Below are 25,384 nucleotides of genomic sequence, written 5' to 3' on the forward strand. Positions count from 1 at the left end.
ACGACCTACGGGTTCGGGTCTTGACCGAACTGAATTGTTCCCGGTAACATATGCTGGCCTCGGCCCATCGCGGTCCGTCCGCCGGTGGCCGCTGCGGCGATGATCAAAGGAGATCGACATGGGTGATCGGATTGCCCGCGGGAGGATACTGGCCGGAGTCACGGGCCTGGCCGTCCTCGGGGCACTGCTCGCGGGTTCCCCCGCCACGGCGGAGGTGCCGACGACGGGCCTGCTCGCTTCGTATGACTTCTCGGAGACATCGGGAACGGTGCTGCGCGACGGCTCCGGAGCGGGACGCGACGCGACCGTCGTCGGCGGTGAGGACTGGCACGCGGGGTACATGCAGTTCGACGGGGCCAACCACGTGAAGCTGCCCGACGGCATCCTGCAAGGTCAGGAAGCCGCCACGATCGTCATCGAGACGAGTCCCGAAAACCTCACCGGGCCGCAGTTCCTGTGGAACCTCGGCGGCTCGGGCAACGCCGGCACCGGCCAGTTCTTCGTCCAGCCCGTCGCGCCGCGGCTGTCGATCTCGAAGACGAACTGGTCGGGGGAGCAGACGGCGCTCGCGACGCGCAAGCTCGCGCAGGACCGATGGCAGTCGATCGCCGCCACCATCTCGCGCAACGGCACCGGAGCGACCTCCACCCTCCGCCTCTATGTCGACGGTGAACTGTGGGCGGAGAAGACCGGCTCGACGGTCAACCTCGCGGACCTCGCGACCCACACCCTCAACTCCATCGGCAAGAGCGCCTACACGGCCGACGCGCTCTACCGCGGCAAGGTATCGGCGTTCCGCATCTACGACACGGCGCTCACGGCAACGCAACTCGGCGACATCGCCGCCGCCGACGCCCCGGCGTCCGCCGCCGAGACGGTCGCGGGCGTCGACCTCGACGCCGTCAACGAGCAGGACCTCGCGCGGATCGAATCGGACCTGGTGCTGCCCGCAGCGGGCGGCGTGACCTGGACGGCCGAGCCCGCGGGTGTCATCGCCGCCGACGGCACCGTCACGCAGCCTGCGACCGACACCGACGTGACGCTCACCGCCACAGCAGAGGTGCGCGGGCAGACCGCCTCACGCACCTTCGACGTCACCGTGCTGCACGCGCCGAGCGCGATGGAGCAGGCGCAGAAGGACCTCGCCGCCGTCGTCATCCCCGGCTCGGACGACATCCGCGGCAGCATCGCCCTTCCCGAGACGGGTTCGCGGTACGGATCGGTGCTCACCTGGTCGACCGACCGACCCGAGATCATCGATGTCGACGGTGACGGCGGCGTCGCAGCCGGCGTGGTGACCCGGCCCGCCGCCGACACACCCGTGACGCTCACCGCGACCGCGACGAACGGCGCCGCCGTCGAGACGCGCGAGATCGAACTGCTCGTGCGCGGGGCCTACGACATGCCCGAGACGACCGACTACCTCTTCGCGCACTTCACCGGCACTGAGGGCGGCCACACCGACGAGCAGATCTACTTCGCGACCAGCCAGGACGGCGCGACGTTCACCGACACGAGACCGAACGGCTCCCCGGTGCTCTCCCTCGCCCCCGACGAGGGCGACGGCGGCGTCCGCGACCCGTTCCTCGTGCGCTCCCCGGAAGGCGACCGCTTCTACCTCATCGCCACCGACCTCAGCATCTACCACCGCGGTGGCTGGGGCGCCGCGCAGGCGACGACGACCGGCTCGACGAAGATCGTCGTCTGGGAGTCCCACGACCTTGTCAACTGGAGCGAGCCGCGCCTGCCCGACCTCGCCGGATCGATCCCCGGCGCCGGGATGATGTGGGCGCCTGAGGCTTTCTGGGACGAGACGACCCAGCAGTACTACCTCTACTGGGCGACCAGGTCCGTCGAGCAGAACACGTTCGGCGACCCCGTGAACATGTACATCGCCACCACGCGCGACTTCGTCACCTTCTCGGAGCCGCACGTCTGGATCGACCGGCAGACGTCCATCATCGACACGACGATGTTCAAGGTCGGCGACTGGTACTACCGCGCCTCGGGCGACGGCCAGATCACGATCGAGAAGTCGAAGGCCATCGACGTCCCGACGGTCTCGGCGACCGCCCCCGCGACGGGCTCGGAGCAACAGTGGGTGCTCGTCGGCACGCTCCAGTCCATCCTGGGCGGCACCACCGAGTCCTGCGGCACCGGCCGCAACTACTCGGGAGGCTGCCTTGAAGGTCCGGAGTTCTTCCGCTACAACGACGACGACAGGGGCGCCGCACAGGAACTGTACGGCCTCATGGCCGACCAGTACGCGGCCGGTAAGGGCTACCTGCCGTTCCGCACGACCGACCCGGGGTCGACTTCGACCGCTGACTGGAGCAAGGCGACCGATGTGGACTTCGGCGTCTTGAAGAAGCGCCACGGCGCCATCCTGCCGATCACGCAGCGCGAGTACGAACGCGTCATGTACCACTACGCCGGCGTCGGCGAGGACCCCGACGCGGGCCCCGAACTCGACGCGACCGTTTCGACGCGGTGCGCGGCAGGCAAAGTCCTGCTCGCGGCATCCGTGCGGAACGACGGCGACACCGCGGCGGACGTCGTCGTCGCGACGGCCTACGGCACGAAGACCCTTGCGGCCGTGGCACCCGGGGGCAGCGTCTCGGCCGTCTTCACGACGCGGGCGACCTCGATCGCCGCCGGCACCGCGACCGTGACGGGAACCGACGCCAGGGGCGCGACCGAACTCGCCGTGTCGTACGCCGCCGCTTCCTGCGGCTGACCAGCCGCTGTGCCATGCGGATGATGTTCCCGCTACCAGAGTCCGGATCGGTAGGCTTGAGGAGTCGCGCAGCACCCTACGCGGCTCCCCGGCTCGCGAAGAGGACGGACCCGATGGAGAAGAGCCCTTTGGAGGACGTGCGTGGCGAACACGAGCGCTGACAAGCCGAACATCCGGCAGGTCGCGCGGCTCGCCGGAGTCTCCCACATGACCGTGTCGCGGGTGCTCAACGAGTACCCGCACATCAAGGAGGCGACGAGGCGCCGCGTCCTGGAAGTCATCGAAGAGCTCGACTACCGCCCCAACATGGCCGCGCGCGCACTCGCGACCCAGAAGAGCCAGCGCATCGGCGTCATCGTCGAGAGCGCCGTCGAGTTCGGCCCGACGAGCACGCTCCGCGCGCTGGAGGCCACAGCGCGCGGGACGGGCTACGCCGTCAGCTCGATCGCTCTCGAAGACGGCCACCGGATCTCGCCGCAGGAGGCCGTCGACAACCTCACGACCCAGGGCGTCGACGCGCTCTGCGTCGTCGCTCCGCGCTCGTCGTCGATCGCGGCCCTCCGCAAGATCTCGATCAACATCCCCGTCCTGGTCGTCAAGCCCGACAAGGATCCGTCGTTCCTCACCGTCTCGCTCGACCAGAAGGAGGGGACGACGCTCGCCGTCGACCATCTCGTCTCCCTCGGGCACCGCGACATCCTCCATCTCGCGGGCCCCCTCGACTGGCTCGACGCACGGGCCCGCGAGCGCGCGTTCCACGCGCGCGCGAAGTCGTGGGGGGTCCGCGAGCGGCCGATCGTCGTGGGCGACTGGAGCGCCGATTTCGCCTACGACTTCGCCAAGGGCATCAGGGATCGTCCCGACTACACGGCGGTCTTCGTCGCCAACGACGACATGGCGGTGGGGCTCATCCACGGCCTGCACGAGCGCGGCATCGAAGTGCCCGGCGACCTCAGCGTCGTGGGTTTCGACGACGTGCCCCTGGCCGCGCACGTGCTGCCGCCGCTCACGACCGTGCGGCAGAACTTCCGGGCGCTGGGCGTCGCGATCGTGGACCTGCTCCGCGCGGCCATCGAGGAGCGAGAGATCCCGCGCGTGACGAAGATTCCCGCCGAGCTGCTGGTACGGTCGTCGACAGCCGCGCCCAGGGGGGAGGATTCATGACCGCGACTCGGCCAGTGGTGGAGATGTCGGCGATAACGGTCGATTACTCCGGAGTGCGGGTGCTCGACGACGTCGACCTCACGCTGTACGCGGGCGAGGTCCACGCGCTCATGGGGGAGAACGGCGCCGGGAAGTCGACGCTCATCGGCGCGCTGACCGGCACGGTCCCGATCCTCTCCGGCGAGGTGCGCATCGAAGGCGAGGAGCGGATGCCCGCGGGCGTGGCGCGCAGCCGCGCCGAGGGCATCGCGACGGTGTTCCAGGAGACGCACCTGAGCCCGCACCTCACGGTCGCCGAGAACGTGATGATCGGCAACGAGGTGCGCGGGCCGTTCGGCATCGACTGGAAGGCGAACCGCGCGCATGCCGCCGAAGTGCTCGCCCGCCTGGGCCTGGACGACCTCGACCCGCGCAGCCCTCTGTCGGCGCTGTCGCCGGCGGTGAAGCAGCTCGTGGCCGTGGCGCGGGCGCTCGTGGTGGAGCCGCGCGTGCTCATCCTCGACGAGCCGACGTCGAGTCTCGATGCGGCCGAGGTGCGCACCCTCCTGCGCGTCGTGCGCGGCCTGCGCGACCACGGTGTCGCCGTCCTCTTCGTCTCGCACTTCATCGAGCAGGTCTTCGAGGTCGCCGACCGGATGACCGTGCTGCGGGGCGGCCGCTTCGTGGGGGAGTTCCTGGCCGACGAGCTCGATCGCGCCGAACTCATCTCGAAGATGATCGGCGAGGACATCGAGGCGCTCAAGGCGCTGCGGTCGGAGCGGCTGGCGCACCACTACTCGGCCTCGGGCGAGCCGACGCTGCGGGCCTCCGAGCTCGGTCGGCGCGGCACGCTGGATCCGACCGACATCGAGCTCTCCCGCGGCGAGATCGTCGGCTTCGCGGGGCTGAACGGTTCGGGAAGGTCCGAGCTCGCGCGCCTCATGGGCGGCGCCGAGCGGGCCGACAGCGGCGAGATCTGGATGGACGGCGCCCGCGTGCAGCTTCGCAGTCCCGGGGCGGCGTTGCGCCGCCGCGTCGCGCTGTCGACCGAGAACCTCCGCGACGAGGGGATCATCCGCGGGCTCACGGCCCGGGAGAACATCGTGCTCGCGCTGCAGGCGATGCGCGGATGGTCGCGCCCGCTGTCGGGCGGCGAGCGGGCCGGGCTCATCGAGACGTACCTGGACGCGCTGCATCTCTCGCCTGACGACATCGACCGTCCCGTCGAGGAGCTGTCGGGCGGCACGCAGCAGAAGGTGCTGCTCGCGCGCCTCCTCGCGACGCGGCCCCACGTGCTCATCCTCGACGAGCCGACGCGCGGCATCGACATCGGCGCCAAGCTCGACATCCAGCGGCGCGTGGCGCGGCTGGCGGGAGAGGGCGTCGCCGTCGTGTTCATCTCCTCGCAGTTGGAGGAGGTCGTGCGCCTGAGCGACCGGATCGTGGTGCTCAAGGACCGGGAGAAGATCGGCGAGCTCAGCAACGGTCCCGGAGTCACCGTCGACACGATCGTCGAGATGATCGCGGCGGACCTCGACGGAGCGATTGAGGAGTGAGTCGGTCACGATTGTGACACGGGTCTTGTGTTCCTGATTTTGTTCCCGGTAACATAAATCGCGGCGCATCCCCTGCGCCACTGCGATCGGCAGCGGACCCGTCCGGGTCCGGCCGTCGGACTTCCCTGCGTCCGACATCTCAAGGAGGAGAACCATGTCTGCAAAGCAGCGCCTTGCCCAGGTGGTCGGTATCGCGACCGTCGGCGCCCTCTCGCTCGGCCTCACCGCCTGCTCCGGCGACGAATCCGGCGGCGACGACCTGACGACGATCGGCTTCGTCGCGGTCGGCCCCGAGGGCGCCTGGCGAGAGGCGAACGAGACCAACATCCAGGACACCTTCACCGAGGAGGCGGGGTACGAGCTCAAGTACGCCCCCGCGACCAACCTCGACCAGAAGTCGCAGATCGACGCGTTCACGTCGTTCGTCGACGAAGGCGTCGACGTCATCCTGCTCTCGGCCACCGAGGCCACCGGCTGGGAGGACTCGCTCAAGCGCGCGCAGGAGGCGGAGATCCCCGTGATCCTCCTCGACCGCGGCATCGAGCCCGACGACACCGACCTCTACGTCACGCGCATCGCCCCCGACAACATCGAGGTCTCCACCGCCGTCGCCGACTGGGCCGTCTCGGCCTTCCCTGACGGCGCCAACTACTTCGTGCTCGAGGGCCCCGCGGGCGTCTCGGTCGTCAACGAGCGCAACGAGGGCTTCGACGCCGTCGCCGGCGCGCAGCCGAGCCTGGTGAAGGTCGGCGCTCAGACCGCCAACTGGTCCACCGAAGAGGCCAAGGGCGTCGTCGAGACCGTCCTCAAGTCCAACGGCAACGACATCCAGTTCATCTTCGCCCAGAACGACGAGATGGGTCTCGGCGCCGTCCAGGCCGTCCAGGAGGCCGGACTCACCCCCGGCGTCGACGTCAAGATCGCCACGATCGACGGCACCAAGAACGCCCTCACCGCCCTCGCGGCCGGCGAACTGAGCTTCGTCGCCGAGTACAACCCGCTCTTCGGCGAGACCGCCCTCGACGTCGTCGAGAAGGTCCTCGCCGGCGACGAGGTCGAGTCGAGCATCGTCGTGCCGAGCGCGACCTTCGACTCGCCCGAGGCGGCCGAGACGGCCCTGCCCGACCGCAAGTTCTAAGCGGCGACACCTCCCGGCGCGGGGTCCCCACCGGACCCCGCGCCGCTCAGACCACCCCCGCGGCGCGGCCGCGGCGACAGCATGTGGAGCACGCGATGTCAGAATCGCTTCCGATCGTCGAGATGGCCGGCATCTCGATCTCGTTCCCCGGCGTGAAGGCGCTCGACGAGGTGGGGCTCCGGCTCTTCCCCGGCGAGGTGCACACCCTCATGGGCGAGAACGGCGCCGGGAAGTCGACGCTCATCAAGGCGCTCACCGGCGTCTACAGGATCGACGAGGGCGAGATCCGGATCTCGGGCGAGCCGCGGCTCCTCGGCGGCACGGCCGACGCGCAGCACGCGGGCATCTCGACCGTCTACCAGGAGGTCAACCTCTGCTCCAACCTCACCATCGGCGAGAACGTCATGCTCGGCCACGAGGTCAGGGGAGCGGCGGGCATCAACTGGCGGGCGACGCACCGCGCGGCCGGTGAGACCCTCGAGAAGCTCGGGCTCGGCCACCTCAACCCCAAGCAGGCGCTCGCGACGCTGCCGCTGGCCGTCCAGCAGCTCGTCGCGATCAGCCGCTCGATGGTGGCGCAGTGCAAGGTGCTCATCCTCGACGAACCGACCTCCAGCCTCGACGCCAACGAGGTCGAGCAGCTCTTCACCGTCATCCGGAGTCTGCGGGACCAGGGTGTCGCCATCCTCTTCGTCTCGCACTTCCTCGACCAGGTGTACGCGATCAGCGACCGCCTCACCGTGCTGCGCAACGGCCGGTTCGAAGGCGAGTACCGCACCCATGAACTCGACCGGGCCCAGCTCATCTCCAAGATGATCGGCAAGGACGTCGACGCCCTCAAGTCCCTCGACGCGAAGGGCGCCCGCCGCGTGCGCTCGGACGCCGCGCCGCTGTACTCCGCGAAGGGCATCGGCCGCAAGGGCGCGATCGAGGAGATCGACATCGACCTCCACCGCGGCGAGGTCGTCGGCCTCGCCGGGCTCCTCGGCTCCGGGCGCACCGAGCTCGCGCGCCTCATCTACGGCGCCGACCGCCCCGACACGGGCGAGGTGACCATGAACGACGAGAAGGCCGAGATCACGTCCCCCGCGAAGGCACTCGCCCGGCGCATCGCCTTCTCGAGCGAGAACCGCCGGGACGAGGGCATCATCCGCGACCTCAGCGTCCGCGAGAACCTGATCCTGGCCGTCCAGGCCCGCCGCGGCTGGGCGCGTCCGCTGCCCCGCCGCGAGCAGGACGCCATCGTCGAGAAGTACGTCTCGGCGCTCGGCGTGCGACCCGCCGACCCCGAGCGGCCCATCCGCCTGCTCTCGGGCGGCAACCAGCAGAAGGTCCTCCTCGGCCGCTGGCTCGCCACCGAGCCCGACATCCTCATCCTCGACGAGCCGACGCGAGGCATCGACATCGGGGCGAAGGCCGAGATCCAGGAGTACGTCGCGGGTCTGGCCGACGACGGCCTCTCGGTCCTCTTCATCTCCTCCGAGATCGAGGAGGTCGTCCGGCAGAGCGACCGCATCGTCGTCCTCAAGGACCACCGGAAGATCGCCGAACTCGAAGGCGGGCAAGGCGTGTCCGCCGAATCCATCGTCAATGTCATCGCCGAGGACGGTCTCGGCGACCCGAGCGCGGACACTGCGGTCCGCGAGGAGGTCACCACATGAGCGCGAACGCGCACGGCCCGTTCGAGGCGCTCAAGGGCCTCGTCCGGCGCCAGTACTTCTGGGGCATCGTGGCCATCGCGCTGCTGCTCCTCGTCAACCTGGCCAAGGACCCCGGCTACCTGGCCGTCTCCGTCGGCTCGTCCGGCAACCTCGTCGGCAACGTCATCGACATCCTGCGCGCCGCGGCGCCCATCATCCTGATCTCCGTCGGCATGTGCCTCGTCGTGGCCACCCGCGGCATCGACCTCTCGGTCGGTTCGGTCATGGTCGTGGCCGGGGCCGTCTCGATGGAGTTCCTCAAGGGAGCGCCCGACACGGTCGGCTCCGGCCTCGCCGCGATCGGCCTCGTCGTCGTCGTGAGCGCGGCGCTCGGCGCGGTCAACGGCATGCTCGTGTCGGTGGTGGGGCTCCAGCCCTTCATCAGCACCCTCGTCATCATGCTCGCCGGCCGCGGCCTCGCCAAGGTCATCACCGGCGGGCAGAACACGACCGCCACGAACGAGATGTTCCGGTGGACCGCGAACGGCCACGTCCTCGGACTCCCCGCCGTGTTCCTCCTCGCGCTGCTCCTCGCCGTCGCCATGGGGCTCCTCGTGCGGCGCAGCGCGCTCGGGCTCATGCTCGAAGCGCTCGGGATGGACGCCAAAGCGGCCCGGCTCGCGGGCGTCAACCGCCGCGCGCTCCTGTTCACCGTCTACATCCTCAGCGGCGTGCTGGCGGGCTTCGCGGGCGTGTTCGCGACGGCGAGCGTGATGACCGTGGACGTCTCGCGCACGGGGTACCAGCTCGAACTCGACGCGATCCTCGCCGTCGTCATCGGCGGCACCTCGCTCGCGGGCGGCAAGTTCAACATCACGGGGGCCGTCATCGGCGCGATCCTCATCGCCACGCTCGACAAGACGGTCGTCTTCCTCGGCGTCTCGTCGTCGGCGACGCCCGCCTTCAAAGCCGTCGTCATCGTCGCGCTCTGCCTCCTGCAGTCGGAGCGGGTGCGGCGCGCATTCCGCAAGCGCCGCTCCGCGGTCGCCGTCCGCCCGGCCGAGCGAGAGAAGGTCGCCGCATGAGCACGCTCACCACCACCCGGACGGAGCCCACGGGCGCGCGCGCCCTCGCGAAGCGCCTGTCGCTGCACCTGGACACGCTGCCCACCGCGGCGGCGGTCGCGATCTTCATCGGCATGATCGTCTACGGCGAGGCCGCGTACGGGCGCATCGTGCAGTTCAACACGCTGTCGAACCTGCTCATCAACAACGCGCACCTCATCATCCTGGCCGTGGGCCTGACGTTCGTGATCCTCACCGGCGGCATCGACCTCTCGGTCGGCGCGGTCATCGCCTTCAGCAGCGTCGCGGGCGTCATGCTCATGAACGCGGGCTGGAACCCGTGGCTCGCGGTGCTCCTCATGGTGCTCATCGGCACGGCGTTCGGCGCCGCCTCGGGCGTGCTCGTCCAGCACTTCCACGTGCAGCCGTTCATCGCGACCCTCGCGATGATGTTCCTGGGGCGCGGTCTCGCGTCGATCCTCAGCACGGTGCCCGAACGGCTCGCCGACGACTCCCCGGTCCGCTCGCTGGGCGCGCAGATCAAGGTCTACGACGGGCCGAAGGTCAACGACGTCGTCCTCACGCCCGGCGTGATCATCGCGGCCGTCGTGGTCGTGGCGGCGTTCTTCGTCCTCCACCGCACGCGCATGGGCCGCACGGTCTACGCGATCGGCGGTTCCGAGCAGTCGGCGGCGCTGATGGGGCTGCCCGTCGCGGCCACGAAGATGTGGGTCTACATCATCAGCGGCACCCTCTCCGGCCTGGCCGCGGTCGTCTACACGGCCCGCCTCGGCAGCGCCCAGAACATCACCGGCATCGGCTGGGAGCTCGACGCGATCGCCGCGACCGTCATCGGCGGCACGCTGCTCACCGGCGGCGCCGGCTTCGTCCTCGGCTCGGTCGTCGGCGCCCTCGTCCTCGGTCTCATGAACGTCCTCATCACGCGCGACGGCGGCATCCCGCCCGAGGCGACCACCATCATCACCGGGGGCATCCTCCTGGTGTTCGTCCTGCTCCAGCGCGCCGTCCTGGCACGACGCCGCGAGTAGCCCCCAGCCCGCCGGCACCTCACCGACCCGGCTCCGAGCGAGGCGCCGGCGGGACCCCCATCCGCAACACCAAAGCGTTCATCTCAATGACGAGAGGCGAAATCCCTTGAGAAGCATGCTCCGTCTGGCCGCCGCCGGCGTCGCCGCCCTGACCGTCGGGCTCGCCGCGACGGCGGTCCCCGCGTACGCCGTCGATGCGGCGCCCCTCATCCACTACTCCTTCGACCAGGTGCCCGCGGACGGCGTCACGATCGCGGACGAATCCGGCAACGGCAACGACGGCGTCGTGCGCCAGTCGGGCGCCGTGGTCGCGGACGGCGTGCTGTCGCTCCCCGGCGGCTCGTCGACGAGCGCCGCGGCGTACGTCGAGATCCCGACCGCCGACCTCGTCGGGCTCAACGATGTCACCGTGTCCACCTGGGTCTCCAGCCGCTCCGGCGCCGCCAACGTCGCGGCCGCCTTCGTCGGCGCGCCCGTCGCGTCGGGCGAGTCCTTCTCGAGCGGGTACTGGCTGCTCAACCCCTCGAACCCGAGCGGATACGTGAAGTCGGTCGTCACGAACTCGACGAACGCCTCGGCGCCCTGGGGCACCGAGGTGGGCGCCGGCTCGACCGCGACGCCGACGGCGGGCGTGCGGACCCCTGCCGGAACGGCGCTCTACACCACCGTCATCGACGGCACCAACGGTCTGCTCACCCTCTACGTCAACGGAGTGAAGACCACCGAGCACGCGATCGCCCGGAACCTCTCGAGCTTCGGCGGCAACCTCGTCGCGTACCTCGGGCGCTCGACGTACAACGACGCGTTCTTCGCGGGCGACTTCGACGAGCTCACGGTCTACGGCTCGGCGCTCACCGCCGCCGACGCGCAGGCGCTCTACGCCGACGGGGCGCTCGACCGCGCCGTCGCCTCCGTGTCGGTGCCGGGCACCGCGGACACGGACTTCGATCTCCCCACTTCGGCCTACGGAGCGGCGATCACGTGGACCTCGGACGACGCCGCCATCGCCGTCGACGGCGGCGCGGCGTCGGTGGTCCGGCCCGCTCCCGGCTCCGGCGACGCGACGGTCACGCTGACGGCGACGTTCACGGCGCTCGGCGAGACGCGGACCGGGTCGTACACGGTGATCGTCCCCGAGGACCTGACCGACGCCGAGAAGGCCGACGCCGATCTCGCGGCGATCGCGATCGCGACGGCCGACGACGTGCGCACCAACGTCTCGGTGCCGACCTCCGGCGCGAACGGCGCGGCCATCGAATGGACCGTCCCCGCGGGCGCGCCCATCACCCTCCGCAGCGGGGCCGCCGACGGCACGCAGACGCTCGTGGTCGACCGCCCCGCGGCGGGCGAGGACGCGGTGTCCGTGGTCGTCACCGCGACGGCGCGCATCGGCGACGCCGTCCGCACGCGCGACATCACGCTGGCCCTCCAGCCCCTGCCCGCCGCAGGAGTCGAGGAGGAGGCCTACGTCTGGGCGTTCTTCACCGGTGAAGGCGACGGCGCCGAGCAGGTGAGCCTCGCGGCATCGCGCGGCAACGACGCCCTCAGCTGGAACACCCTCAACGACGGAGAGCCGCTCTTCACCTCGACCCTGGGCACCCAGGGCCTGCGCGACCCCTTCATCATCCGCTCGGCGGAGGGCGACCGCTTCTACATGCTCGCGACCGACCTCAAGATCGCCGGTCTCGCGGGCGGCTTCGACGCCGCCCAGCGCACCGGGTCGCTGTACATGGAGGTCTGGGAGTCCAACGACCTCGTGCACTGGTCCGAGCAGCGCCACGTCAAGGTGTCGAGCGACTTCGCCGGCAACACCTGGGCGCCCGAGGCGTACTGGGACGAGGAGCTCGACACGTACGTCGTCTACTGGGCCTCGAACCTCTACGACACGACCGACGCGTCGTCGCGAACGGCCGTCACCTACAACCGGATGATGTACGCGACGACCGACGACTTCGTGACCTTCTCCGAGGCGAAGCCCTGGGTCGACGTCAAGCGCGGCACCGGCCGCGGCACCATCGACGCGACCATCGCGCGCGTCGACGACACCTTCTACCGGTTCATCAAGGACGAGGCGTCGATGACCATCCGCCAGGAGCGGTCGGACGACCTGCTCGCGACCGTCACCGGCACGCTCCCGGGCACGACCGGCGCCGCCGACGAGTGGACGCTGGTGAAGGACCGGGTCGCCACGGGGCTCCCTAACGGGGAGCCGGGCGGTACCTTCACCCAGGGCGAGGGCCCGAGCATCTTCCCCGCCAACGAAGGCGATGTGAACGGCCACGAGTGGTACCTCTTCATCGACCAGCCCTCGTACCACGCCGGACCGAACTATTACATCCCGTTCGCGACCGACGACATCGCCGACGGCGACGCGTGGGAGCCGGTCGGTGCGACCCTGCGCGAGAACCTGCCGCAGAACGCCGACGGCGGCAAGCCCCGCCACGGCACCGTCATCCCGGTGACGCGCGCCGAGTACGAGGCCGTGCTCGCGGCCTTCGCGCCGGACATCGCGGTGACCGGCGCCGCCGACATCGCCGTCACCACGAAGGCCGGCACGGTTCCGGTCCTGCCCGGCGCGCACCTCACCAAGGCCGACGGCTCGGAGCAGGACGTCGCCGTCGTGTGGGACGCGATCGACGCGTCACAGTACGCGCAGCCCGGCACCTTCACGGTCGCCGGTGTCGCGCAGGACGACTCGCGCGCTCCCGTCACGGCCCAGGTCACCGTGACCGCTCCGCTCACGGTCGTCGCGTCCGTGCGGTGCCTCGCCGGCAGGGCGGCCGTGGTCGTCAAGACGACGAACGTCGGCGACGCCGGCGTGGACGTCGTGCTCACGTCCGACTTCGGGGCGAGGGCCATCGCCGATCTGGACGCCGGCGCGACCTCGTCGGTCGTGTTCTCGACGCGGCAGGCCGCCATTCCCGCCGGAGCGGTCCTCGCGACCGCGGACGGCGCCTCGCTCGAAGCCGCCTACCCGGCCGCGAACTGCGGCTGAGCAGCGACCCGGCCTCGGATGCCGAGGCCGGGCCGCTGCCCTTGCCTCCTGAGCTTCACTCCCGTTAGTATCTGATACCGGTAACAACGTCGTTGCCACGTCCCCTCGAAGGAGAGCGCATGGACCTCCCATCCCGTGCGAGCCGCTTGATACCCCGATTCCTCGCCGCCGCAACGGCATTCGGCCTCGCGGTCGCGGGCGCCGGCCCGGCGCAGGCCGCGGCCGACGACCACCTCGTGGCGCACTACGCGCTCGACGAGACCACCGGCACCGTCGCCGTCGACAGCTCCGGCAACGGCCGCGACGCCCAGATCGCCGGAGGCGCGACGCTCACCGGCGGCGAGGGCGTCCGCCTCGACGGCGCCGACGATCACGTCAAGCTGCCCGACAACATCCTCGCCGGGCTCACCTCGATCACGGTGAGCACCGAGGTGCTCGTGCGCCCGGAACAGGGCACGCCCTATTTCATCTACGGTCTGGGCAATCCCGCCACCTCGAGCTCGGGCACCGGCTACCTGTTCTCGACGGGCAACGCCTACCGCGCCGCCATCACGACGGGCAACTGGTCGGGCGAGCAGAACACCTCGAGCGGTGCGAACCTCGCTCGCGGCGTGTGGAAGACCATCACCTACACGCTGGACGACGCGACCGACACCGCGACCCTCTACCTCGACGGCGTCCAGGTCGCGCAGAACACCGGCGTCACGGTCACTCCGGCGCAGATCGGCGGCGGCACCACGACGTCGAACTACATCGGACGTTCGAACTACGCCGCCGACAAGCACCTCTCCGGCAGCGTCCGCGACTTCCGCATCTACGACGTGGCGCTCTCGGCGTCCGAGGTCGCCGCGCTCCAGCCGTCCGATGAGACGAAGGTGCAGCGCGACCTCGACGCGATCGCGCTCGGCGACCTCTCGAACGTGACCGCCGACCTCACGCTGCCGACGGCGGCGCCGAACGGCTCGACGATCACTTGGGCCTCCAGCGACGAGGCCGTCATCTCGACCAGCGGCCGAGTGACGCGACCCGCGAGCGGCACCGCCGAGGTCACGCTCACCGCGACGGCCGTGAAGGGCTCCGCGACGATGACGCGCGCCTTCGTCGCCACGGTGCCCGCGACGGGCGAGGCCGATCTCCAGGCCGATCTCGACGCCATCGCCATTCCGAACGCCGACGACATCCGCGGCAACATCACACTCCCCGCCACCGGCGCGGTGACCGGGAGCGCCATCACCTGGACCGCGTCCCCCCAAGGCGTCGTGTCCACTGTGGCCGACGGCGAGATCGCTCCCGGCGTCGTCACCCGCGGCGCCACCGACCAGAACGTCGTCCTCACGGCGACCGTCGGCGGCCTGACCCGCGAGTTCGCCCTCACGGTGCGGGCGGCCCACACGCAGGAGGAGTACGAGGGCTACGCCTTCGCCTACTTCACCGCGAGCAGCGTGGCGGGCGAGAACATCCACTTCGCCGCGAGCGAGGGGAACAACGCCCTCGCCTGGAACGAGCTGAACGGCGGACTCCCCGTCCTGTCCTCGCAATACGGCGAGCAGGGCCTGCGCGACCCCTTCATCATCCGCTCGCCCGAGGGCGACAAGTTCTACCTCATCGCGACCGACCTCTCGATCGGCTCCGGCACGTCGTGGGACACCTCCCAGCGCCAAGGCAGCCGGTACCTCGAGGTGTGGGAGTCGCACGACCTCGTGAACTGGTCGGCGCAGCGGCACGTGCTCGTCTCGCCCGAGACGGCCGGCAACACGTGGGCGCCCGAGGCGTTCTACGACGAAGGCCTCGGCGCCTACGTCGTGTTCTGGGCCTCGAAGCTGTACGCGGAGAGCGACCCCGGGCACACCGGCAGCACCTACAACCGCATGCTGTACGCCACGACGCGCGACTTCGTCACGTTCAGTGAGCCGCAGATCTGGCAGGACGGCAAGTCGCGCATCGACTCCACCGTCACGCTGCACGACGGCGTCTACTACCGCTTCACGAAGGACGAGGGCGCGGGAACGACCGGATGCTCTGACATCATCCAGGAGTCCTCGGCCTCCCTGCGCGCCCCGCTTCCCGAGTGGACCATGATCGACTCGTGCATCGGCCGCGACGCCGGCACGAGCGCGGTCGAGGGACCCTCGATCTTCCAGTCCAACCCCGGCGACGTGAACGGCGGCGGCAAGCACTACCTGTTCGTCGACGAGTACGGCGGACGCGGCTACATCCCGCTCGTCACCGACGACATCGCGACCGGCGGATGGACCGTCGCCTCTGCATACGACCTCCCCGCGAGCCCGCGCCACGGCACCGTCATCCCCGTGACCGCCGCGGAACTGGCGGGCCTCTACGAGGGCCGGGAGCCGATCTCCTCGAACGAGAACGGCGAGGTCGTGCGCTACGACTTCTCCGACGGCGCGGGGACGACGCTCACGGACGTGTCGGGCAACGGACGGGACGCCACGATCAACGGGGCGACCTGGTCCGACGGCGCCCTCGCCTTCGACGGCACGGACGACTACGTCGACCTGCCGGACGACCTCATGGCCGGCCTCACCGACATCTCGGTCGACGCCGACGTCTGGGTCGACACGACGCAGTCGGGCAGCTACTTCATCTGGGGGCTCGGCAACACCGACGCCGCGGGCGCCGGACGAGGGTACCTCTTCACGACCGGCAACGGCTCGTACCGCACGAGCATCACGGCGAGCACGTACTCCTCGGAGCAGACGGCGAGTTCGGGTTCGGCGTTGCCGCGCGGACGCTGGGCGCACCTCACCTACACGCTCCAGGGGGAGACGGCCCGCCTGTACCTCGACGGCGTGCTCGTCGCTGTGAAGGACGGCGTGACGATCGATCCCGGCGACATCTCGGGCGGCGAGACCTGGGCGAACTACCTCGGTCGCTCGCTGTACGAGCAGGACGCCCGCTTCAAGGGCAAGTTCCGGTCGTTCGCGATCTACGACCGCGCGCTGAGCTCGGCCGAGGTGCTCGACGCCGCGGGCGCGACGGGCGCGATCACCGACGTGTCGCTCACCGACGCCGCGGCGCTCGCGACCGCGCCGCTCGTCGACGCCCAGGCGCACACCGTCGTCCTCCCGGTAGTGAAGGGCACCGACGTCTCGGCACTCGCGCCGATCTTCAGCTCGGCGACCGGCGCCACGGTCTCGCCTCCGTCGGGCACGGTCGTGGACCTGTCCGCGCCCGTCGAGTACACGGTCACGGCCGGCGCGGCGACCACGACGTGGACGTTCTCCGCCCAGATCGTGAACAGCCCGGTGCTGCCGGGGCTCTACGCCGACCCGAACATCGCGGTGTTCGGCGACACCTACTACATCTACGCGACCACCGACGGGTACCCCGGCTGGGGCGGCAAGGACTTCTACGTGTGGTCCTCGAAGAACCTCGTCGACTGGACGCGCTCCGATGAGCCCTTCCTGACCCTGGACGGCGCGAACGGCGACGTCCCCTGGGCGAGCGGCAACGCGTGGGCGCCGACGATCATCGAGCGGGACGGGAAGTACTACTTCTACTTCAGCGGCCACAACACGGCCCTGAACCGCAAGACCATCGGCGTCGCGGTCGCCGACAGCCCCGAGGGGCCGTTCACGGCGCAGCCGACGGCGATGATCCTCAACAACGAGGCCGTCACCTCGGGCCAGGCGATCGACCCCGCGGCCTTCCACGACCCGGTCTCCGGGAAGTACTACCTCGCCTGGGGCAACGGCAGCCCCGTCATCGCGGAGCTGAACGACGACATGGTGTCGATCAAAGCCGGCACCTACCAGCGGATCTCGGGCCTGACCGACTTCCGCGAGGGCGTGTTCCTCAACTACCGCGACGGCCTGTACCACCTGACCTACTCGATCGACGACACCGGCTCGGAGAACTACCGCGTCGGCTACGCGACGTCGACGAGCATCGACGGACCGTGGACGTACCGCGGCGTGATCCTCCAGAAGGACACGTCGCTCGGCATCAAGGGGACGGGCCACAGCTCGATCATCAACGTGCCCGGCACGGACGACTGGTACATCGCCTACCACCGGTTCGCGCTCTCGGGCGGCGACGGGACCCACCGCGAGACGACCATCGACAGGCTCGAGATCGGCGAGGACGGCCTGTTCCAGACCGTCACCCCGACCCTTTCGAGCGTCGAGCCGCAGACCGTGCCCTCGCCGGGGCCGGAGTTCGCGGTGGCGATGGGATCGCGGTGCATCGCGGGCAAGGTCGTGCTGACCGTGTCGGTCATGAACCAGAGCGAGGGACCGGTGTCGCTCGTGGTGTCGACGCCTTACGGCGACAAGACGATCGCGTCGGTGTCCGCGGGCCGCACGGCGACGAGCGGGTTCACGACCCGGGCGGCGCAGATCGAGGCGGGCACGGTGACCGTGACCGCGACGGCGGCGGACGGCGCCGCCGCACTGCAGGAAGTCGCCTTCCCTGCCGCGAACTGCGGCTGAGGGGGCAGGGCGGCGGCCCCTGGCCGCCGCCCGGCCCCGTCGGCGCCGAGTCCGGCGGGGCATTCCCGGATGACGCGAGCGTCGTCCGGTCTGGAGGGCGACGGTCGCCCACGCAAGTCCAAGAGAGGTCTCTCGAAATGAATCGTGGAATGGTGAAGCGGGTGTCGGTCGCCGCGTTCGGCGGCGTGATGCTCGCGGGGGTAGCGGGTGCGGCGTTCGCGGAGGAGCAGGTCGGCACCGGTTCTGATGTGGATGTGAACGTGACCATCGAAGACACCGAACCGGGTGTGCTGGCGATGAGCGTGGCGGGTACGACGACGACGCTGGCCGAGAACGGGTCGACGGAGACGGTGCGTCAGTTCACGGGCGAGCTGCCGACGGTGACCGTGACGGACACGCGGACCGCGGAGGAGATCCCGGACGGTGCGTTCTGGTGGGTCGAGGGCACGGCCTCGAGCTTCGTGGGCGATGCGGGACAGGCGCCGATCGGGGCCGAGAACCTGGGCTGGTCGCCGTCGCTCGTGGACGACGGCTCCGGTGCCGTCGCCGTGGGCCCGGACGTCGCTCCGGCACTGGACACCGACGGGGCCCCGAACAACGTCGGCCTTCAGGGTCGCGAACTGCTGGCGATGGCGCTCACGAGCGAGGAGGCGATCGGATCGTGGGAGGCGAGCGCACTGCTGACGCTGCAGGTTCCGGCGGACGTCGAGCCCGGCTCGTACACCTCGAACATCACGCTCTCGCTGTTCGAATGAGGCCCGTCGGGCGGGTGCCGGCCCTTCGCGGCACCCGCCCCTCAGCGAACGCCCGCGTTCGGGCCGCCTCCTGATCTCCGGAAAGGCCGATGATGGTTCCCTCGTTCTCCTCCCACGCGGTGCGCGGTCTGTGCGCCGCCGCCGCGGTGTTCCTGGTCGCCTCGGGACCCGCGGTTCCCGCCGCCGCGCAAACGCCGGGTGAGGACTCGGGCACGGTGACCTGGTCGGTGCGTCCGGCGGACGAGGCGGGCGAGGACGGCCGGTCCTGGGTGGAGCAGGAACTCGACCCGGGCGAGACCGCGACCGAATACCTGGCGGTCCGCAATCTGTCCGACCAGGACGTGACGTTCCGCCTCTCCGCGGCGGACGGCTACTTCCAGGACAACGGCCGCTTCAGCATGCTGCCCTCCGACGAGGAGTCCGTGGACGCGGGGCTGTGGATCGAGGTGCAGGACGAGGTCACGGTCGGCGCGGACGAGACCGTGACCGTGCCGTTCACGACCACGGTGCCGGAGAACGCGACTCCGGGCGACCATGCCGCGGGGATCGCGGCGTCGGTCCTGTCGCAGCAGGTGGGGGAGGACGGCGCGACGGTCGGTGTGGAGTCCCGGGTGGGGTTCCGCGTGATGACCCGTGTGACCGGCGAGCTGGCGCCCGCCGCGTCGGTCGAGGCGGTGGCGTCCTCATACGACCTGTCGTGGAATCCGCTCGCGCCCGGCGCGGCGCAGGTGTCGTTCGAGGTCGTGAACACCGGCAACGCCCGCCTCCTGGTGACCGGGGTCGTGGCGGCCGGCGGGCGGGAGGTCGCCTTCCCAGGGCCGGACGAGATCGACCAGGAACTGCTGCCGGGGGACCGGCGGGCGTTCACGGTGACGGTCGACGACGTGTGGCCGCTGGTGTTCGTGCCCGGTTCGGTCACGGTCACGCCGACCGTGGTCGGCGAAGGCGAGGACACCGTGATCGAACCCGTGAAGGCGGACGCCGGATTCTGGGCCGTCCCGTGGCCGCAGCTGTTCGTTCTGGCCGGCATCGCGCTGCTGATCGGTTCGAGCCTGCGGGGCCGCCGCCGGTCGCGAGCGCGGCTGGAGGGCAAACTCGAGCAGGCCCGCGAAGAAGGACGCCGCGAGGCATTGGAGCAACACGCCTGAGCTTCCGGTGCGCTGTCGGGCAGGGCACTCGACCAGATCCACTTCGTGGACTTGGTCGCTCGTGCGTCGATCGCCGGCGCAGCCGCCCGGGTTCAACCTCGGCGAAGATCCTGCAGCAGGAGGCCGATCAGACTCTCCTCCATCACCGCTCGCCCCTCGGCGGCCATGCACTCGCCCAGCCGATGATCCCAAGGGGTCTCGACGCCGCTTCCGCGAAGGGCGATGTCTTTGGCGCCAGAGCGGTAGTCCTCAGCCGACATGCGCCATGGTTCGGCGTTGGCGAACCGCTCGAGCCCGCGCTTGACGATGCGAAGGCCCGCCCAGTCGAAGTCGGCCCTCCGAAGGAGCCGCGCCGTGCTTGCGGCTCCAAGGAGCCGGCTGTCGGAGGGATTGCGCCCGATCGACGAAAATCGTCGTCGATGCCGCGAAGTCCTTCGAGGACATGGAGGAGGTCGCCGAGACGCTCGCGAACCCGTGTCGCCGTCGCCGCTTCGATTGGCCGTCGCAAGCTGTTCGAGGTCCTCCAGCAGGTCCCGGAACACGATGCGGGACAAGGACGTCTCCTCCATCGTCGCCCCGAGCACCGACTCCACCGCGGTGAAGGCCCGGTGGCCGGCCTCGGTGAACTGGTAGACCGAGTGGCGGCGCCGGTACTCGGCGATCGTGGCGGCCCGAGCCGCGTCCTGGGTCCGGTCGAGTACGCCCCAGTCGTCGAGCGCGTCCAAGCGGGCGGCCAGATCGACCTCGCCGCCGCCGGGGCAGCTGCTGTCCCGCTCGGCGAGCTCGTCGAGCGCCTGTGAGACCGCCTCGGTCGACAGCACGACCTGGTAGTTAGCGCGGGCCCGGTCGATGGCGCGCAGCACCCAAAGGTAGTCGTGCCGTTCAGGGGCGGTGATGAAGCTGAACAGCCGCATGCGGTCGTCGAGCCCGACCGCGTCCAGCCCGAAAGCGTACGTAGGGGAGTCGGTCACTGCGAAGTCTTCCGGTCACGGAATGGAAGCGACCTCAACAACGGTAGCAGCGGCCGCTCGCACACCGCTGACCGGTTCACTGGCGGAGGCGCCCCGCGACCAGGTCTTGGAGGCGGTTCTTGAGCTGAGCGACCGGCCGATGCAGTCGGTTCTCGCGCTTGAACGCCCGCTCGGACTTGCGGGCCCCGCGCGGCCTGTCGGCCCGGTAGCGCCATCGCGCCCAAGGCGACTGCGGCCGCGCCAGCCGGATCGCGCCCAGCAGCAGCGGCAGCAGCAGGAACACACCGAACACCGCGGTCCAGATCTTGCCCTTGAGCACGGTGATCACGGCCAGGCCGAGCCCGATCAGCAGGGGCCACGCCTGCCAGACGCCCGAGAGGTTCTCGTCGGGTTCGAACCCGAAGAACGGATGCAGGCCCAAGAGCAGCAACGCGGTGACCGCGATGATCCCGAACACGGCGTCCACCGAGATCCGGCCCTGTTCGGACCAGTAGACATCGTCGAGATGGAGGATCAGGGCGAACTCGTCGATCACGAGCGCGGTGCCTATGCCGAAGAGCGCGGCGGCGGCCGCCGTCCATCCCTCGAGCTCGTCGGGGACGGCCAGCCCGGCGACTCCGCCGACGACCATGAATCCGAGTCCGAACACCATATGGTGGAGGTGCATGCCTCCGGGCGTGACATTGCCCGGCCACCAGCGCACGTCGGCCCTGATCATGCGGACCGACAGGCGGATGAACAGGAACCCGACCACGATGCCGGAGAAGAAGCAGAACAACGGCAGTCGCCCTGCGTCGATGATCCGGTCGCTGAACCACGCACCCATGGCCGTCAGCCGATCAACCGCATGACGACGGTGCCTCGCCCTGCTGCCTGCCTGTTCATCTGGACATGGTCACACAGGCTTCCCCTGGCCGGGCCGCTTCCGGCTTGGTCACGCAGGGATGGCGCCTATCCTGTGGAAGAGCCGTCTTCGCGACCGCGCCGAAGGGCGGCATCGCCCCGCAGCACTACGCCTTCCTGGTCTCCGACGAGGAGTTCGACGTAGCCTTCGTCAAGATCAGGGAGCGGGGCATCACCTACTGGGCCGACCCGGGGCACCGGCGCGAAGGCGAGATCAACCGCAACGACGGCGGCCGCGGCGTGTACTTCCTCGATCCCAATGGCCACAACCTGGAGCTGATCACCGTCCCCTATGGTGGATGGCCGACCCGATAAGCGGTCCGCTCGGCGGCCTGCCGCATCTCAGCCGATCGGCGGGACGAAACGCGGGCGGACGCAGGCGAGCATTGAGCACATAACATGCCGTTGTGGCCGATGTTCTGATCACCGGAGCGAGCCGCGGTATCGGATTTGCGCTGACCCGCGAGTATCTGAAGCGGGGTGCTCGAGTATTCGCGGGTGTCCGTGACCCCGAGAACGCGTCGGCCTTGCACGCCTTGGCCGCAGACGAACTCGTGATCGTGCCTCTCGACGTCCGGTCACAGCGAGACATCGAGGACGCCGCGGATGTCATCGCGTCCCACGGCGGACTCGATCGCCTCGTCAACAACGCAGGGGTTTTCGAGCCGAGCTCCGGGCTCGCCGAAGTCGACGGGCCGCGGATGCTCGAAGTGTTGCGCGTCAACACGGTCGGGCCGATGCTGATGGCCCAGCGGTTCCTCGACCTGCTGCGCCCGGACGCTCGGCTGGTGAACCTCACGATGCCCACCAGACCGATCGGCAGCCTCACCCGCACGGAGAACCACGCGTTCGTCGCCAGCCGATACGCGCTCAACGCGCTGACGAAGATGATCGCCGTCGAAGTGGCCGACACCGGACCGATCGTGGCGGCCCTGTGGCCCGGCTACCTGCAGACCGATATGACAGGCCATGCCGAGAAGGCCACCCCGCTGGAGGAGGCGATCCCCGGCGTGGTCGACCTCATCGAGCGACTCGGCCCCGCCGATCACGGATCATGCCTGCTGCCCGACGGTTCGCACGCGCCCTGGTAACTCCGTGACGTGGCGCTGAACGACGGGTTCCGCGTTCCGGTCCGGCCGCCGTCAGCGAAGCAACTGTTCGAGAGCAGCCGCATCCTGGACGAGTCGATCAGCCGGCACCTCACGCATGGGCCCGTTGTATACATGCGCCAGCAGCTCACCAGCGCCGAGATCATCGCCGGCCTAGTCGAGATGGCGAAGCAGATCGCCGAGGACGCCCGCCGCGGCGAGCAGTTGACCCCGCCGCTGAGCAATGACGAACTCGCCTTCTACGACGCCGTCGCCGATCTCGGCAGCGCCCGAGAACTGATGGGCGACGAAGTCCTCTCAGGTATCGCCCGGGACCTGGTCGTCCAGGTCCGAAAGAACCTCAAGCCGGACTGGATCTCCCGCGAACCGATCCGCGCCAACCTCCGCTCGACCATCAAGCGCCTCCTCGCCCGCCACGGCTACCCGCCCGAGCAGTCCGAGGACGCGATCAAGCTGGTGCTGCGCCAGATGGAGCACTTCGCCAACGAATGGTCGACCGACCCCACGTCCTGAGGAGCGGCCTCCTTCGAGAGTTTCCCGCAAAAGCATTGCACCACATACAATGTCGATGATCTGCCCGATTCGAACGTTGTGCCCCTGGGCGCTGTACCCCACCGAGAACGGACATCCTCATGAACCCCACGAACGAACCCGACCTGGCTGAGCGCATTGATGATGCGATCGCATTCGCTGAAGATGACATCAAGAGGGCGCTCGAAGCTGCGACCGAATCCTATGGCTGGACGATCAACGCCTGGACTCTTGGCGACTACCTGTCCGAACAGAAGCCCGCCATCGTAGGCGAGTGGATCAGCTGGGTCGAATCACTCGCGACGATCGACTTCCACGCACGCGCAATTGCCTGGGCCGAGCTGGTCGCCCTGCGCGATGGTGTCGGATCAGCGGACTCGAACATCGTTGAAGCCCCGGTGCTGACGCTCGCAGAGCTCGAGAAGGAATACCCCTTCGAAGGGATCGACGAGATCACCGAGGAGGAACGCGACCCTGACGAAGTCTGCAGGGATCGGGTTGGCAGGTGCCACCACGTCCTTGAGAATCAGCTGTCCTACCTTGAGGACCAGGGCGGCCATCTCAGATGGGCCGCCAGTGTCGGCAATACAGGCCAAGTCGTGGAGGCGCTCGCAGCGATCGATCGAACCGCCTCGGCCATGGCACGCGCATACGGGCTCTGGATGCGCCACCTTGAACCGATCTGGTCACCTCCTACTGGAGCGCCTGATGACATCGCCGCGGAGTACGGCGATTGGACCGCGTTCGCGGCGTTCATAAACGCGGAGTAGGCGCCGCTCCGGACTCGAAGCCGAGCACTCCCCGCTCTATACCCGTGTCCGGCCGAGTGATGACAAGGCGACCCTGCGCCCGTGAGGAACAGCGGGCGCGATCGCTTCTGTTCGGCTCCGCCGCAAGGGCTCGCGGTCGGCTCGTGCTCGTCCGCAGCGGCGACACGAGCTCGCTCCTCAACGGCTTGCGAGTGTGATTCCGCCTACTGCGTTGGCGGAGAAGGAGCTCCGTCAGGCGTATTACGACCGCCCGAACTAGACGCTTTCGTCTAGACGGCGTGTCGTGCCTTGAAAACGACGAAAGGACGTGGAACAGTTTCAGCACGCGTGTATCACGCGTCCCAGAGAACCAACTGAATAGAAACGCGGCGGGCCGCCTGAGGCCTTGGCAGAAATCCGGCGGCCCGCCCCTTACCAGAGAGGAAACCTCCCGTGGTCCGCTCCAGCCTACGCTATGACCCGGTCCCAGCCTCGGTCAAAATCGACCTCGAACTCCACAAGCCGTACCGCACCTGGTTCGGTCTCGGCCGCCTGCGGTGCGAATGGTGCCACCACAAGTGGGGCGCCCACGGATGCCCCAAACGCCGCAGCGCGGTCAAGTTGCTCGCCGCGAACATCAACTCCGACTCGCTCCGCGACGTGCTCACCACCCTCATCGGCTTCTCCTGGGGCGGTGCGGCATGAACCCCGAACGCATCGTCCTGGGCCGCTTCACCCTCGAACACCGCCGCATCGAGGTCTACCAACTCGCCGGAGGCTCCACCACCTCCGTTCGCCTGCGGCGCATCGCACCCGAACCGGCCGTCGACCTCGGCTATATCAACCGCATCGGCTCCCCGTTCGCCCGCCTCCACCTCTACCGGGCAGAATGGCCCGCCGCGCTCCGCCGAGTCGCCAAGGAAAAGGCCACCGCGATCTGGCACCACGCCGCCCGCCACGAAGCGGAGGTCGAAGGATGACCCTCCGCTTCATCGACGGCCTCCCCGTCCTCGGCTACCTCGAACTTGACAACCGATCCCTGACCTTCGTCTGGAACTGGCATGAACCGGTGCTCCGCGTGACCTTCACCGAGGATGACCCGCCCCTCATCGGCCACGTCACCCACCTCGACTGCCTCCCGCGCTTGGCCGCCGCCCCCGACAACCTCGCCTGGCTGGGTCAAGACGACCCGGTCCGCACCCGAGCCGTCCTGGATCACGCGATCGACCTGTGGCGCAGGAAAGAGCGCCTGTTCCGTGACTGCGAGGGCTGATCACATGCGGATTCGGTCGAGCGGTTCCCCGGCCGGTGTAGCGCGGGCTCGTCCACCGCCCCTTGGCAGTTCGGCTCCGAGTTTGAGGGTTGTAGACAGAAGCGCAATACGCTAACGTCCCTCATGTATTGAAGGCGTTACGCAAAGTGGTGGGCAAGTCTGACGCCGTTCC

At 69.4% G+C, this 25,384-nt stretch carries 18 protein-coding genes and 2 pseudogenes; 18 read left to right on the forward strand and 2 right to left on the reverse strand.

Annotated features, from left to right (window positions below):
- The first annotated feature begins 118 nt into the window (after positions 1-118).
- The 11 genes from JHY01_RS19490 (at position 119) to JHY01_RS19540 (ending at position 19,676) form a co-directional block, all read left to right on the forward strand.
- Positions 119-2,737 carry an immunoglobulin-like domain-containing protein gene (locus JHY01_RS19490; protein WP_205327349.1) on the forward strand — a complete coding sequence of 873 codons (2,619 nt, stop codon included), beginning with the start codon at positions 119-121 and terminating at the stop codon, positions 2,735-2,737.
- Positions 2,738-2,878: 141 nt separating this feature from the next.
- Positions 2,879-3,901 (forward strand): LacI family DNA-binding transcriptional regulator, encoded by a 1,023-nt coding sequence (locus JHY01_RS19495; protein ID WP_205327350.1) that lies wholly within the window; start codon positions 2,879-2,881, stop codon positions 3,899-3,901.
- Positions 3,898-5,436 (forward strand): sugar ABC transporter ATP-binding protein, encoded by a 1,539-nt coding sequence (locus tag JHY01_RS19500; protein WP_205327351.1) that lies wholly within the window; start codon positions 3,898-3,900, stop codon positions 5,434-5,436. The genes JHY01_RS19495 and JHY01_RS19500 overlap by 4 nt, the downstream gene beginning before the upstream one ends.
- Positions 5,437-5,590: 154 nt before the next feature.
- Positions 5,591-6,574 carry an ABC transporter substrate-binding protein gene (locus tag JHY01_RS19505; protein WP_205327352.1) on the forward strand — a complete coding sequence of 328 codons (984 nt, stop codon included), beginning with the start codon at positions 5,591-5,593 and terminating at the stop codon, positions 6,572-6,574.
- A gap of 95 nt (positions 6,575-6,669) precedes the next feature.
- On the forward strand, positions 6,670-8,235 hold the full coding sequence (locus JHY01_RS19510) for a sugar ABC transporter ATP-binding protein (RefSeq protein ID WP_205327353.1): 1,566 nt from the start codon (positions 6,670-6,672) through the stop codon (positions 8,233-8,235).
- Positions 8,232-9,299 (forward strand): ABC transporter permease, encoded by a 1,068-nt coding sequence (locus tag JHY01_RS19515; RefSeq protein ID WP_205327354.1) that lies wholly within the window; start codon positions 8,232-8,234, stop codon positions 9,297-9,299. Before JHY01_RS19510 ends, JHY01_RS19515 begins: the two co-directional genes overlap by 4 nt.
- Positions 9,296-10,327, forward strand: coding sequence for a hypothetical protein (locus JHY01_RS19520; protein WP_205327355.1), 1,032 nt, complete (start codon positions 9,296-9,298; stop codon positions 10,325-10,327). The genes JHY01_RS19515 and JHY01_RS19520 overlap by 4 nt, the downstream gene beginning before the upstream one ends.
- Positions 10,328-10,442: 115 nt before the next feature.
- Positions 10,443-13,322 (forward strand): immunoglobulin-like domain-containing protein, encoded by a 2,880-nt coding sequence (locus JHY01_RS19525; RefSeq protein ID WP_240193015.1) that lies wholly within the window; start codon positions 10,443-10,445, stop codon positions 13,320-13,322.
- A 119-nt stretch (positions 13,323-13,441) separates the two neighbouring features.
- The gene (locus JHY01_RS19530) at positions 13,442-17,773 is read left to right on the forward strand and encodes a family 43 glycosylhydrolase (protein ID WP_205327357.1); all 4,332 of its coding nucleotides are present in this window, start codon (positions 13,442-13,444) and stop codon (positions 17,771-17,773) included.
- A 149-nt stretch (positions 17,774-17,922) separates the two neighbouring features.
- Positions 17,923-18,528, forward strand: coding sequence for a hypothetical protein (locus JHY01_RS19535; RefSeq protein ID WP_205327358.1), 606 nt, complete (start codon positions 17,923-17,925; stop codon positions 18,526-18,528).
- An 89-nt stretch (positions 18,529-18,617) separates the two neighbouring features.
- Positions 18,618-19,676 (forward strand): WxL protein peptidoglycan domain-containing protein, encoded by a 1,059-nt coding sequence (locus JHY01_RS19540; protein ID WP_205327359.1) that lies wholly within the window; start codon positions 18,618-18,620, stop codon positions 19,674-19,676.
- A 92-nt stretch (positions 19,677-19,768) separates the two neighbouring features.
- Here the strand turns inward: JHY01_RS19540 and JHY01_RS19545 are convergent, their stop codons facing one another.
- Together JHY01_RS19545 and JHY01_RS19550 are read right to left on the reverse strand one after the other, a co-directional pair.
- Positions 19,769-20,647 carry a DUF2397 family protein gene (locus JHY01_RS19545; protein WP_205327360.1) on the reverse strand — a complete coding sequence of 293 codons (879 nt, stop codon included), beginning with the start codon at positions 20,645-20,647 and terminating at the stop codon, positions 19,769-19,771.
- 76 nt (positions 20,648-20,723) lie between these two features.
- The gene (locus JHY01_RS19550) at positions 20,724-21,473 is read right to left on the reverse strand and encodes a hypothetical protein (RefSeq protein ID WP_205327361.1); all 750 of its coding nucleotides are present in this window, start codon (positions 21,471-21,473) and stop codon (positions 20,724-20,726) included.
- A 146-nt stretch (positions 21,474-21,619) separates the two neighbouring features.
- On the opposite strand from JHY01_RS19550, the pseudogene JHY01_RS19555 reads away from it, so the two are divergent.
- The 7 genes and pseudogenes from JHY01_RS19555 to JHY01_RS19585 all read left to right on the forward strand — a co-directional run.
- A pseudogene (locus JHY01_RS19555) lies at positions 21,620-21,865 on the forward strand (VOC family protein); the annotation flags it as partial.
- A 92-nt stretch (positions 21,866-21,957) separates the two neighbouring features.
- Positions 21,958-22,641: an SDR family NAD(P)-dependent oxidoreductase gene (locus JHY01_RS19560; protein ID WP_205327363.1), complete on the forward strand. Its 684-nt coding sequence runs from the start codon at positions 21,958-21,960 to the stop codon at positions 22,639-22,641.
- 129 nt (positions 22,642-22,770) lie between these two features.
- Positions 22,771-23,172: pseudogene (locus JHY01_RS19565) on the forward strand (type I restriction enzyme endonuclease domain-containing protein); the annotation flags it as partial.
- A 119-nt stretch (positions 23,173-23,291) separates the two neighbouring features.
- Positions 23,292-23,960: a hypothetical protein gene (locus tag JHY01_RS19570; protein ID WP_205327365.1), complete on the forward strand. Its 669-nt coding sequence runs from the start codon at positions 23,292-23,294 to the stop codon at positions 23,958-23,960.
- A gap of 432 nt (positions 23,961-24,392) precedes the next feature.
- A complete protein-coding gene (locus JHY01_RS19575) occupies positions 24,393-24,644 on the forward strand; it encodes a hypothetical protein (RefSeq protein WP_205327366.1) in 252 nt (83 codons plus the stop codon).
- Positions 24,641-24,919, forward strand: coding sequence for a hypothetical protein (locus JHY01_RS19580; RefSeq protein WP_205327367.1), 279 nt, complete (start codon positions 24,641-24,643; stop codon positions 24,917-24,919). The genes JHY01_RS19575 and JHY01_RS19580 overlap by 4 nt, the downstream gene beginning before the upstream one ends.
- A complete protein-coding gene (locus tag JHY01_RS19585; protein WP_205327368.1) occupies positions 24,916-25,212 on the forward strand; it encodes a hypothetical protein in 297 nt (98 codons plus the stop codon). The genes JHY01_RS19580 and JHY01_RS19585 overlap by 4 nt, the downstream gene beginning before the upstream one ends.
- The last annotated feature ends 172 nt before the right edge of the window (positions 25,213-25,384 follow it).

Source organism: Glycomyces sp. YM15 (genome assembly GCF_016918015.1).
Classification (GTDB): Bacteria; Actinomycetota; Actinomycetes; order Mycobacteriales; family Micromonosporaceae; genus Glycomyces.

Excerpts from the sequence above, each read along its gene's own strand:
- JHY01_RS19490 (WP_205327349.1), top strand. The coding sequence starts at position 119 with ATGGGTGATCGGATTGCCCGCGGGAGGATACTGGCCGGAGTCACGGGC.
- JHY01_RS19500 (WP_205327351.1), top strand. The coding sequence starts at position 3,898 with ATGACCGCGACTCGGCCAGTGGTGGAGATGTCGGCGATAACGGTCGAT.
- JHY01_RS19505 (WP_205327352.1), top strand. The coding sequence starts at position 5,591 with ATGTCTGCAAAGCAGCGCCTTGCCCAGGTGGTCGGTATCGCGACCGTC.
- JHY01_RS19510 (WP_205327353.1), top strand. The coding sequence starts at position 6,670 with ATGTCAGAATCGCTTCCGATCGTCGAGATGGCCGGCATCTCGATCTCG.
- JHY01_RS19515 (WP_205327354.1), top strand. The coding sequence starts at position 8,232 with ATGAGCGCGAACGCGCACGGCCCGTTCGAGGCGCTCAAGGGCCTCGTC.
- JHY01_RS19520 (WP_205327355.1), top strand. The coding sequence starts at position 9,296 with ATGAGCACGCTCACCACCACCCGGACGGAGCCCACGGGCGCGCGCGCC.
- JHY01_RS19525 (WP_240193015.1), top strand. The coding sequence starts at position 10,443 with ATGCTCCGTCTGGCCGCCGCCGGCGTCGCCGCCCTGACCGTCGGGCTC.
- JHY01_RS19530 (WP_205327357.1), top strand. The coding sequence starts at position 13,442 with ATGGACCTCCCATCCCGTGCGAGCCGCTTGATACCCCGATTCCTCGCC.
- JHY01_RS19535 (WP_205327358.1), top strand. The coding sequence starts at position 17,923 with ATGGTGAAGCGGGTGTCGGTCGCCGCGTTCGGCGGCGTGATGCTCGCG.
- JHY01_RS19540 (WP_205327359.1), top strand. The coding sequence starts at position 18,618 with ATGATGGTTCCCTCGTTCTCCTCCCACGCGGTGCGCGGTCTGTGCGCC.
- JHY01_RS19550 (WP_205327361.1), bottom strand. The coding sequence starts at position 21,473 with ATGGGTGCGTGGTTCAGCGACCGGATCATCGACGCAGGGCGACTGCCG.
- JHY01_RS19570 (WP_205327365.1), top strand. The coding sequence starts at position 23,292 with ATGAACCCCACGAACGAACCCGACCTGGCTGAGCGCATTGATGATGCG.
- JHY01_RS19580 (WP_205327367.1), top strand. The coding sequence starts at position 24,641 with ATGAACCCCGAACGCATCGTCCTGGGCCGCTTCACCCTCGAACACCGC.
- JHY01_RS19585 (WP_205327368.1), top strand. The coding sequence starts at position 24,916 with ATGACCCTCCGCTTCATCGACGGCCTCCCCGTCCTCGGCTACCTCGAA.